A 10,775-nucleotide genomic window follows, 5' to 3' on the forward strand; every position below is an offset into this window, starting at 1 on the left:
GTGCTTTTTACTGTTTTTACCATTTGGATATGAATACCCTGGGGTTTACATTCAGAGATACCCATCCCCAGTCCTGCCATGAATCCTGACTGCCTCCTTTATACATCTCCATGGTAGCTGTTCCGAAATAAACCGAGTATCCTCCCGATAATTTTACATCTTTACGTATTTGCCAATCGATGGTTAAATCAAGTTCGCTGCCCAGACTTTTGCCCAGATCGCTGGTAAGCCATCTGTCTTTAGGGTCTGTTGTTGACGAAAATAGGTGATAGTTTGCCTGAAGCACCACATCTTTAGAGGCTTTGAATGAAACTCCCAGCTGGTTGTCCCATAGTCCCGGAGCCATACCGGAAAGAAATCCGGATGCATAGTAATAATCCATTGCCCCGTAAAATTTGTGATGAGTTCCGTAAAGCGGATTGAATGCTTTGTAAGTCCCCTCGGCTGGGTGGTTGTCGCCGCTAAGCCAGTCGCTGCCCACGGTAAGTTTCCATGTATCGTTGAGTTTGTAGTCGGTTTTAAAAGCCCACATCCAGGCTTCAACCTTTTGTTTTTGTGCATTTTTCCCGGTCTGAAAATAAAATGTGCCGTAAAGGTTCCAGTCGGATGTTACAAAATTAAGATTGGTGCCCATCGTCTGCATATATTTAACATCTACAGGCGAAGAGCTTGCGCTACCCGGTACCAGCCCCAGATTAAGGACCAGGGCCGATATATTGAACTTTTTGCCAATTTGTTCCTTGTACCAAAGACCCTGCATGGTTTTATAGGGTTGAGCGTCGGTATAACTATAGTCCATTCCGGCGTATGGTTCTATTTTCTGATTATAGGCGAGAAGCAGGTGCGCAGAACGGATTTTGTTTTCGTATACTACTTTAAGGGCATCGTGCCATCTGCCTGAAGTGTTCCAGTCTAATGTGCCTAAGATACGGTCGTCGTCGTAAGAAAGCTGTTGCCTACCCGCTTTAACGAAAAATCCGTTGCCGAAAGGTAGCTGCAACCAGGCTTCGTTTAGCATGAACCGTCCCTCTTTATCAATTTGCGGGTCTTGCCCCCATACGCCAACATGCTGGCCGGAAAGCTTCATGATTAGGTCGCTCCGCTTATATTCCATGGAAAGGCGAGCCCGGGTGTTGACAAAAAAAACGGCACCGTCTCCGGCATCACGGGGGAATAAGGTCCCGTTCCGGTATTCAGCCCGCGGGCGTATCTGTGTACTGATGCTGAATTCTTCCTGTGCATGCAAAGCTGTGCCTGTAACTAACAGAGCACATACAACAAAGAGTTTAACCGGTGTTTTCATTTTGTGCGTCGTTTAATGGTTTCACATGTTATATACATGAATGCTGTTTCCTTGCGCTGCAGGCAGGTAATTAATGCCAAACCAACACATTTGAAGCAGTAAAAAGGCAAAAATAAGTATTATCAGTGCCGGTGTATTTCGCGAGGCATGGTGACTTCGGTAATGTATGTAGATAAGGTATCCCAACCAGGTAGCGGCAGCCCATGTCTCTTTAGGATCCCAGCTCCAATAATGTCCCCATGCTTCCTTGGCCCAGATTGCTCCAAACAACATCCCGATGGTAAGAAAAGCTTCGCCAACGTACACCAGATTATCACACATTTCCATCGAAGTAGAGTCTACTGTTTTCTGTTTCCAAAGCAGATAAACAGCTACAACAAAGGCTGCTCCCAGTACAGCGTAGGCAAACATATAGACAATAACGTGTGGTGCAAACCAGGGGCTTTGTAGTGCCGGCATAAGAGTTTTGTTATGTATCTCCGGTTTAAGTAGATTTATAAAGCAGAAAACAATAGCCATCAGGGTACTAAAAGAAAGTATCCAGCGATACCTCCATCTCACAAAGGTGATTACCCCCACAACTGGCAGGAAGAAGGAATACCATAAACGGGTTTCTCCCATCGTACGTAATGGCGGACGCTCCAGGGATATCCACATTCCCAAAATAAAAAGAAAGAAAAGGAGAATACCTCCGCAGGTAAGCAACACAGGCAACTTCCAACCTTTTTGCATCAATGCAGCAACAGCCCCGGCAATCCAGCACAGGGAGGAGGCAATCACAAACCAGACAAAATCATCCCAACTCATATATTCTTTTTCCCAATTTTAGCAAAAGCAAACAGATAGACCGCCCCGAGCAGCATCATTGTTATCCCTGTATAAACAACCGGCAACCACGGATCGCGCACCAGTTCGAAAGTACTTGTCCTGCTCCACTTACCCATAGTTTCGTTGTAGCTTAATTGATATATTTTCCATCCGTTCACCTTGATCGGTTTATTTACTTCGATCGTGGCAGGAATGCTTTTCCCATCTTCAGTGAAGATGGTGACTTCCGAAACATATCGTTTAGGTTCCAGGGGTGGCATTACCAGACTGTGCTGATTATCTAATTCAAGAGCCTGATGTGGAAACATAAAGCTTCCGTAGCTGATCCATCCTTCTTTTACAATACCTGTTTTTATCTGTTTTGCCTTTACGTAGACCGCAGTTGTAGCTCCTTCGTTCTGGAAGGGCACATACTTTCCCTGAACCCAGGCAGCCATAGGTAAATATTGTGTCCCTGAAAGTTGCCAGTCCATCAACCTTCCCTGAAGTGAATCATTCTCCATGGCGAGCATGGATGGATTGCCGCTTGGAAGTGTCATGCCTGTCGTATTATCTATAACCATCACTTTGGGAGGATATTCTTCGATGGAGAATTTCTCCAGCTGAATAGCCAGCGGAAGTTCGGTAATATTGCCTTTGCTATCGGTAGCCCGCCACTCCGGAGTACCCGTTTGAGTAACCATATGTAATCTTTGCAGATCGCCGCTACCCAGGATCGCACCCCATAAGGCTATGGATAAACCGGCATGGTTTAACAAAAAACCGATATTTCCTGTCTTGTATTTTAGGGTTTTACGCAGGGTAGTAAGCAGCAACACCGTGAGCATATAAAGAAATATGAGTACAAACGACCAAGAGTTTGTTAGCTGTCTGAATCCTAAATTCGTGAGAAAATCCTTTTCTTCAACTGAAGCTCCTTGTGGAGTCTGGGCGGTAACTCCCATAATGAGCACCATGACCAGAAACGCTACAATAGATGTAATGCTGGCTTCCATACCCGAAAGCCATCGGATAGCGGCGCTTTTCTTTTTGTTCAAATGCAATACGATCATACAAACCATATAAAATATTCCAAACAATAGATTGATTGGATATTGAAACAGGTTTGCATTAACGGGACCGGTAGTAAACTGAAGGGCTGTACCGGTTATGAACAGTCCGGAACAAATTACAGCACCTTCAGCGTATCCCCAAGGTTGTTTCCACATAGATTAATTTTTTACAATAAGTCGGTTATTTGCTTTGGCTTTCTTAAGCCATTCGGGTACGATGGTTTTCATGAATTCATCTTTTTGTTTTCTCTCAGTAGCCATATCCAATCCAATGTAAGCTTGTGCTTTCTCTTTCGTGGATATGTCTGGCATGGGTACATCGCCGCTAAATCCTAACGAGGCCAGGACTTTTGCTGTGGATAGACGGGCTTGCATTGCGTTATCTAAACCGTGACCAAGAATGCGTTGGAATTCCTGCGGAGCATGGAAAGACCCTCCGTGAGAGGCTACTGCAAAGTCCCAACGCCATTGTGCGGCACGCAGGGCTTTCATGACGGGTTTCATTTGCGTTTCACTCGCTCCCTTTTCCCATGCAAATTTGGCTTCTATGTGAGCGGTAGCTAATTCAGTCTCCAGTCGGTTTCGTATTTCGTTTGCTTTGCGCTGACGATCGTATACGTTGTTACGCAATGTTTCTTCAGATTCCCGGTGACAAACCTGACAGGTGCGGTCGATCATCGCCAACGGACTTTGAATATGATGATCGCTGAACTTAACGCCCCCTTCACTCATATACGGCATATGACAGTCGGCACACGCCACCCCACGCTGAGCATGGATGCCCATTTGGGATAATTCATAATCAGGATGCTGCGCTTTAAGCATCGGAGCTTTACTAAGCGCGTGTGTGTAATCGGCATAATCGCTTTCATCGTAGTATGCTTCCATCGTTTCTACAGTCATCCCTTTATCCCATGGAAAAGTAAGGTATTTGCCGTCGCCTTTGAAAAAATATTCAACGTGGCATTGTGCACATACCAACGAACGCATCTCCTGTAACGAGGCCTTTTTGATATCCTTGCCTTGTCTTTCGAATGCTTCAATTAGTCCGGGTCTGCTTATCTGCAGATTCATATTCTCAGGCTCATGGCAATCGGCACATCCGATCGGATTTACGATTTCACTACCCAGGGCACCCCATTTGGTTTTATAAAAATTCTCCACGCCCAGAGATTGCATCATCCGGGGAACATCCGGACTCTTGCAAGTCCAGCAGGTTGCAGGTTGCGGACCGTCAGTATCAGATACCGGTGCTCCGGTACGAAGGGTATGTATAATATCTTCTACTGCATGCATATGGCCACGAGGAGTGGAGTAGTCCTTTGCAAAGGCATAGCCAGCCCATAGAATTACCATGTCGGGACGCTGGGCAAGCACATCTACCATCTGATTTCCGTTAAACTCACTTTGAAAGCTTGTATCGGCTGTTTGTAGCCAGGTGTTGTACTCCCTGGGATAGTTGTCGGCAAACAGTTCATTTCTCGATTCAATACCTTTTATTTCGGTTTTCTTGTTATTGAAAATAGTTACTATCTCGGCTCGTCGTTCATTGATGGATGCAGCCAGCATACCCAATACAAATACTACGATCATGCTTCCTGCAAACAGGAGCCAGCCTTGCCATGCTTTAATTTTCTTTTCCATAATTGTGAAAGTATTATCAGGTTTTATTTTTTATCATTAAGTATTTTCTTCAGCCAGTCCGGAGTATCCGATTTAGGATAGGGTACAAGAGCATTGGGTGTGGATGATAAGCTGTTGGTTCCTCCGTGAGGAATATCCCGGTGACAGTCCCAGCAGGCTTTACCTTCGCCGGCTTTAACCATTTCATAATTCATACGCCCGGTTTTTACCAATTCGGTGTTAAGTTGAGTATGACAACGAATGCAGTTTTCCATAATAACATTGGCACTTTCATCTATTGCCTGAATTACCTGAGCCTCTCCTCTGATGGCAAAAATGGAAGCATGACGCATTCCGTCCTTGCCTTTAAAGTAGTATTTGCGGAATACATTGTCCTGGGGAACATGACAATCGTTGCATGTGGCATTTCTTCCATGCGAGCTGTGGTTCCATGTGGCATAAAAAGGTGCCATGATGTGGCAGTTAACACAGGTGGCCGGTTCGTCAGACAGATAGCTGGCTGCTCTTGAAGCATACACTGTGTAGAATCCTAATCCGAAAAGAACACCCAACATTATTATGGCGGTTAATTTCCATCGTCTGTTTGGGAGAATCTGATTGATGAGAGTGGCTATCTTCATACGTCATTCTCTTTAGTTGAGGTTACACTTGGTGCAAAGGTGCAACTTGTTAATCAATTAATTTGTAATAAATATTACAAAAGTCAAAGAATCTGTTGTTTGAGTGAAAAAAATAATCTATATTTGACCGAGTAGACAGTACTTACAGAGTGATTTGTTACCTTATATTCTGATCTTATGGATTTAAACGAACTTTTTACAATCCCCCTTTTTGACTCCATACCTCCAGAAAAGCGTGAAGTTTTTCTGTCCGGGCTGGATTATACGGTTTCTTTTCTTGAAAAAGGAGAGCTTGTAGCGCGTTCGGGCGATTTGTGTAAGCATTTATATCTTTTGATGAAAGGAAAAGTTAAAACAGAAATGGTTGATGGTTCCGGTGCCGTGCTTCGGATTGAGACGATATATGCTCATCGCCCTTTGGCTCCTGCTTTTCTTTTTGCTGAGAACAATCGTTTTCCTGTAACAGTTACGGTGCTGGAAGATGCGGAAATAGTATTAATTAGCCGTGATTCTGTATTAACTGCTCTGCTGCAATACGAATCCTTTCTCAAAAAGTTTCTGTTATTGAATGCCGAATGCATGAAATGTCTGACAGATAAATTGCATTTGCTAGCGTGTAAAACGATTCGAAGCCGACTTATCTTTTACCTGCTTGATCAGGCTAAAAACGGTACTTCATCTTTTGTTATGAAAGAGACTCAACAGGAGTTGGCCGACTATTTCGGGGTTACCCGTCCGGCTCTTGCCAAAGTGCTTTACGAACTGATGGAAGAGGGGTTGATCCGACAAGAAAAGAGACAGATTTTTATTACAGATAAACAGACATTACGCCGTGAAATAATGTAAGTGTCTGAATAAATATTAGTTAGGTTTTTGGTTGTCTCGACTTTTTTCCTTATATTTGCATTATCATAATAAAAAGCAGGTTTTTTTGTTAGTAAGAATTGCATTTTTGGTTTGTTCCGAATCTAATTTCTTGATACTTCATAAGCCTTTTTTTCGCTTTATCTCAGTACCTGCTTTTATCACATTTTATTAATCTGCCGGAAGCTGAACTTTGATTGTTCAGTATGGAATTCGTATGGCTTCGTCCGGCCTAAAACAACTACTTTATGAGATATAAAGAGCTAGTATTATTATTTCTTTTAGCAACTTCAATTGCTGTAAATGCACAATCAGAACAAGAAATTCCCAAAGTAACTGTGGGAGGAGCTTTGCGTTTTAACTACAACTATTCCGATTGGAAGGAGGGGAGTAAGGACAGAGGCGGTGATTTTGGGTTTGATGTTTTCAGAATTGATGTGGATGCAGCTTATAAAAAGATTATACTTGATGCAGAATACCGCTTCTATTCGAAGAGTTCGGGAGGTGGTATGCTGAAATCCGGATGGTTAGGATATGCATTTACACCACAAGACGAGATTCAAATTGGATTAACCCGCGTTCCTTTTGGTATAACTCCCTATAATTCGCATAGTTATTTTTTTCAGATTAATTACTATGTCGGATTGGAAGATGACTCTGATATGGGGATCAAATATACTCATAAAGATACTAAATGGGAGTACTCGCTTGCCTTCTTTAAGAATGCGGAGGAGTTGGATTTTGGATCTGCTTCTCCTGTATCAGATAGCCGGTATGCATATGATGTAGCAGGAAGCAACAAGGAAAATAATCAGTTGAACGGTCAGCTTTACTTTTCCTTTGGAGATCAATATCTCAAGCATCGATTGGGGGTGTCTGCAATGGTAGGTGGTTTATATAATATTGAGACCGGCCGTAACGGAAATCACAATGCTTTCGCAATTCACTATGAATTAAATATAAAACGTTGGGATCTGAAACTACAGTTGGCTTCGTACGATAAGAATCCGGAAAACAAGGAAGGTGATTCAAGAGATGTGGTGACGATGACCGCTTACGGGGCTCCCTATTCAGTTGCTGCAAAAGCAAATTTATATACAGCCGGCCTCGCCTATACGCTTCCTGTCGATCTGGGACCTATTTCGAGCTTAAAGTTCTACAACGATTTTGGTTGGATGGACAAGAGAGTAAAACAATTTAAGGACAGTTTTCAAAATGTAGCAGGATGCATGATTACTGCAGGTGGTGTATATGCCTATGTTGATTATGCTTTGGGAAAAAATCATGCTTGGCTAGGACCGGAATGGACGAATGCGTTTGCCTATGGAGGCGATAGCAACTCGTGGCACGGAAGAGCAAATATAAACCTGGGGTATTACTTTTAATAAAGATTACAATGAATAATAAAATAGAAATAAAAAATCTTTCCATCATTTTTGGTCACGATAAATCAAAAGCTCGTAAGCTGATAATGGAAGGAAAGAATAAATCGGAGATTTTAAAGTCAACCGGATGTACGGTAGCCGTACGTAATGCAAACCTGGAGATCAGAGAGGGAGAAGTATTTGTTGTTATGGGATTATCCGGTAGTGGAAAATCTACATTGCTACGATGTATCAATCGGTTGAATGAACCCACTCTAGGAGAGGTTTACATAAATGGCGAAAATATTACCAGAAAATCCGATAAGGAGTTACAACAACTGCGTCGTACGGAGTTGGCGATGGTTTTTCAGCATTTTGGTTTGTTGCCGCATCGTACTGTATTAAGTAATATAGCCTTTGGGCTGGAGTTGCAAGGTGTACCTAAAGTAGAACGTGAGAAAAAAGCATTACGTACTGTTGGACTGGTAGGACTGAAGGGGTACGAGAATCAACGGGTAAACGAATTGTCCGGAGGAATGCAACAGCGCGTTGGTTTGGCCAGGGCTTTAGCAAACGATGCATCAGTGTTATTGATGGATGAGGCTTTTTCGGCACTGGATCCTCTTATTAGGGAACAGATGCAGGATGAATTACTCCAACTACAAGCATCCATGCAAAAGACCATTGTATTTATCACCCATGATTTGCATGAGGCTATCAAATTGGGCGACCGAATTGCAATTATGAAAGATGGGGAAGTGGTTCAGGTGGGAACTCCTGAAGAAATTCTTACAGAACCGGCAAACGATTATGTAGAACGTTTTGTAGAGAATGTAGGCAGGGGACGTATCATTACCGCATCTTCCATTATGAAAACGAAACCTGTGGTGGCCCGCCTTAAAAAAGAGGGGCCGGAGGCTATTATCCGTAAAATGCGAGAAAAGAATTTATTTGTTTTACCGGTTGTGGGTACTGATGGTCAGTTTCTGGGCGAGGTGTCTTTAAAAGATGTAGTGAATTTGAGAAAACAGGGAATTAAAGAGATTGATTCGGTGGTGACGAGTGAAGTGCCTTCGGTGCTGGAGTCAACAACGGTTGAGGATATGCTGACCTTATTGCCAAAGATTAAACAAGTTATTCCTGTGGTAAGTGATTCCAACAAATTGTTGGGTGTGGTATCGCCTTCGTCTATTATTATTGAAATGACAGGGAAAGATCAAAAAGAGATTAATCAGATTATTCAAAATGCAATTGATTTATGATTCAGATAGGAAAATATATAGAGATAGCCATCCAATGGCTTACGGAAAATTTTGCTCCGTTCTTTGATGCTGTAAATTCGGGGATTGGTGGAGGTATTGATGTTTTTAACCAGGCTTTACTTTGGATACCTTTTTATCTTTTTATTATTCTTTTTACCGTATTGGCCTGGTTTAAAGCTGGAAAAGGTACTGCAATTCTTACTTTTTTGGGACTGTTCCTGATTTATGGGATGGGGTTCTGGACGGAAACAATGCAAACCTTGGCCTTGGTTTTGTCGTCTACCTCAATTGCTTTAATCTTAGGTGTGCCATTGGGTATTCTTACGGCTCGTAATCCTAAAATTTCAAAAGTGATGCGACCTGTTTTGGATTTAATGCAAACAATGCCTGCCTTTGTTTATCTGATTCCGGCAGTTCTCTTTTTTGGTCTCGGTCCGGTGCCGGGAGCATTTGCAACTATTATTTTTGCTATGCCTCCCGTTGTGCGCCTCACAGATCTGGGAGTTCGTCAGGTCCCGAAAGATATTGTGGAGGCAGCCCGATCTTATGGTGCTTCTCCGTCGCAGTTGTTATTGAAGGTTCAATTGCCGTTGGCATTACCCACCATTATGACAGGTGTGAATCAGACAATTATGATGTCGCTCTCCATGGTTGTGATTGCTGCAATGATTTCTGCGGGAGGACTTGGTGAAGTTGTGCTCAAAGGAATAACTCAGATGAAGATAGGATTAGGCTTTGAAGGAGGAATCGCCGTAGTGATTCTTGCTATTGTGCTGGATCGGATCACTCAAGGGTTGGCAAAGAATAAATGATAGAATTTAATTTAAAATATATGTGTATGAAACGTTTTTTGATTGTTGTAGCGCTAAGCGTTATTCTTGGTTTGTTAATGTTAGCTGCCGGTTGCTCTGGCGGAGGAAATAAGAATGGGAAAAAGATATCCATCGCCTATGCAAATTGGGCTGAGGGTATAGCAATGACTCATTTGGCTAAAGTTGCTTTGGAAGAGAAAGGATACGAAGTTTCTTTGAAGAATGCGGATGTAGCTCCCATTTTTGCTTCTGTAGCAACAGGAAAGGCTGATGTGTTTATGGATGCCTGGATGCCCGTTACTCACGCAGATTACATGAATCAGTATGGGGATAAACTGGAAGTGTTAGGAGAGGCCTTCTCTAATGCCCGCATAGGGCTGGTGGTGCCTTCATATGTAACAGTTGATAGTTTGGATGAACTGAAGGATGTTAAAGAAAAATTTGATGGGAATATTGTGGGAATCGATGCCGGAGCCGGAATTATGTCGGCTACGGAAAAGGTAATTGATGCTTATCAGCTGGATATGAAACTTCAATCTTCAAGCGGACCTGCGATGACTGCCTTGCTTAAAAAATCGGTAGAAGATAAGACGTGGATTGTTGTAACAGGCTGGACGCCGCATTGGATGTTCTCACGTTTTGATCTGAAATTTTTAAAAGACCCTAAAGGAATATTTGGCGATGCCGAGCGTATTGATATTGTTGCTACCAAAGGCTTTGCAGAGAAAGATCCCTTAGCCGCCGGATTCTTCAGGAAATTTAAGCTTACTAACGAACAGATGAGCGATTTGATGGGATATCTTGCAAACGACACAGTATCTGAAGCTGAAGGAGCAAAGATGTGGAAAGATAAAAACCAAGAGTTGGTTGAAGGATGGTTTGAATGATGTTTTACCGTTTAAGCAGTCTTTCAATGCTATGAATGACTGCTAAAATGAGAAAAATACCTACTAACCAGTAGTGTACGGTCATGTTTGTAAAAGATACACCAAATAGAACCAGTACAAAATTATTAAGCATCACAAC

The 10,775-nt window shown here is 42.7% G+C and carries 10 protein-coding genes; 5 read left to right on the top strand and 5 right to left on the bottom strand.

The window, feature by feature from the left end:
* Window positions 1-16: 16 nt before the first annotated feature.
* The 5 genes from AB7E53_RS12960 to nrfH are packed head-to-tail and all read right to left on the bottom strand — an operon-like array spanning window position 17 to window position 5,447.
* Window positions 17-1,303: an alginate export family protein gene (locus AB7E53_RS12960; protein ID WP_446776099.1), complete on the bottom strand. Its 1,287-nt coding sequence runs from the start codon at window positions 1,301-1,303 to the stop codon at window positions 17-19.
* A gap of 21 nt (window positions 1,304-1,324) precedes the next feature.
* Window positions 1,325-2,110, bottom strand: a complete 786-nt coding sequence (locus tag AB7E53_RS12965; protein ID WP_068180712.1) for a cytochrome c biogenesis protein — start codon at window positions 2,108-2,110, stop codon at window positions 1,325-1,327.
* On the bottom strand, window positions 2,107-3,339 hold the full coding sequence (locus AB7E53_RS12970) for a cytochrome c biogenesis protein ResB (protein ID WP_446776101.1): 1,233 nt from the start codon (window positions 3,337-3,339) through the stop codon (window positions 2,107-2,109). Before AB7E53_RS12970 ends, AB7E53_RS12965 begins: the two co-directional genes overlap by 4 nt.
* A gap of 3 nt (window positions 3,340-3,342) precedes the next feature.
* Window positions 3,343-4,827: an ammonia-forming cytochrome c nitrite reductase gene (nrfA, locus tag AB7E53_RS12975; protein WP_179398667.1), complete on the bottom strand. Its 1,485-nt coding sequence runs from the start codon at window positions 4,825-4,827 to the stop codon at window positions 3,343-3,345.
* Window positions 4,828-4,850: 23 nt separating this feature from the next.
* A complete protein-coding gene (nrfH, locus tag AB7E53_RS12980) occupies window positions 4,851-5,447 on the bottom strand; it encodes a cytochrome c nitrite reductase small subunit (protein WP_446776103.1) in 597 nt (198 codons plus the stop codon).
* Window positions 5,448-5,624: 177 nt separating this feature from the next.
* Here nrfH and AB7E53_RS12985 point away from each other — a divergent pair, with 177 nt between their 5' ends.
* The 5 genes from AB7E53_RS12985 to AB7E53_RS13005 all read left to right on the top strand — a co-directional run bounded on the left by AB7E53_RS12985 (window position 5,625) and on the right by AB7E53_RS13005 (window position 10,636).
* Complete coding sequence (locus tag AB7E53_RS12985; protein WP_446776105.1) at window positions 5,625-6,293, top strand: Crp/Fnr family transcriptional regulator; 669 nt, start codon at window positions 5,625-5,627, stop codon at window positions 6,291-6,293.
* A 266-nt stretch (window positions 6,294-6,559) separates the two neighbouring features.
* A complete protein-coding gene (locus AB7E53_RS12990) occupies window positions 6,560-7,696 on the top strand; it encodes a hypothetical protein (RefSeq protein ID WP_446772168.1) in 1,137 nt (378 codons plus the stop codon).
* 11 nt (window positions 7,697-7,707) lie between these two features.
* Window positions 7,708-8,937, top strand: coding sequence for a quaternary amine ABC transporter ATP-binding protein (locus AB7E53_RS12995; RefSeq protein ID WP_079683481.1), 1,230 nt, complete (start codon window positions 7,708-7,710; stop codon window positions 8,935-8,937).
* Window positions 8,934-9,749, top strand: a complete 816-nt coding sequence (locus tag AB7E53_RS13000; RefSeq protein WP_446776107.1) for an ABC transporter permease — start codon at window positions 8,934-8,936, stop codon at window positions 9,747-9,749. Before AB7E53_RS12995 ends, AB7E53_RS13000 begins: the two co-directional genes overlap by 4 nt.
* A 26-nt stretch (window positions 9,750-9,775) precedes the next feature.
* Entirely contained in the window at window positions 9,776-10,636 is an 861-nt protein-coding gene (locus AB7E53_RS13005; RefSeq protein WP_079683554.1) for a glycine betaine ABC transporter substrate-binding protein, read from the top strand.
* Window positions 10,637-10,775 lie beyond the last annotated feature (139 nt).

The sequence above is a fragment of the Macellibacteroides sp. genome (assembly GCF_050251695.1).
Taxonomy (GTDB): domain Bacteria; phylum Bacteroidota; class Bacteroidia; order Bacteroidales; family Tannerellaceae; genus Macellibacteroides; species Macellibacteroides fermentans.

Bases quoted from the DNA above. Each gene is read 5' to 3' on its own strand.
- nrfA (WP_179398667.1), bottom strand. From the start codon at position 4,827: ATGGAAAAGAAAATTAAAGCATGGCAAGGCTGGCTCCTGTTTGCAGGA.
- AB7E53_RS12985 (WP_446776105.1), top strand. From the start codon at position 5,625: ATGGATTTAAACGAACTTTTTACAATCCCCCTTTTTGACTCCATACCT.
- nrfH (WP_446776103.1), bottom strand. From the start codon at position 5,447: ATGAAGATAGCCACTCTCATCAATCAGATTCTCCCAAACAGACGATGG.
- AB7E53_RS12970 (WP_446776101.1), bottom strand. From the start codon at position 3,339: ATGTGGAAACAACCTTGGGGATACGCTGAAGGTGCTGTAATTTGTTCC.
- AB7E53_RS12960 (WP_446776099.1), bottom strand. From the start codon at position 1,303: ATGAAAACACCGGTTAAACTCTTTGTTGTATGTGCTCTGTTAGTTACA.
- AB7E53_RS12995 (WP_079683481.1), top strand. From the start codon at position 7,708: ATGAATAATAAAATAGAAATAAAAAATCTTTCCATCATTTTTGGTCAC.
- AB7E53_RS13005 (WP_079683554.1), top strand. From the start codon at position 9,776: ATGAAACGTTTTTTGATTGTTGTAGCGCTAAGCGTTATTCTTGGTTTG.
- AB7E53_RS12990 (WP_446772168.1), top strand. From the start codon at position 6,560: ATGAGATATAAAGAGCTAGTATTATTATTTCTTTTAGCAACTTCAATT.
- AB7E53_RS13000 (WP_446776107.1), top strand. From the start codon at position 8,934: ATGATTCAGATAGGAAAATATATAGAGATAGCCATCCAATGGCTTACG.
- AB7E53_RS12965 (WP_068180712.1), bottom strand. From the start codon at position 2,110: ATGAGTTGGGATGATTTTGTCTGGTTTGTGATTGCCTCCTCCCTGTGC.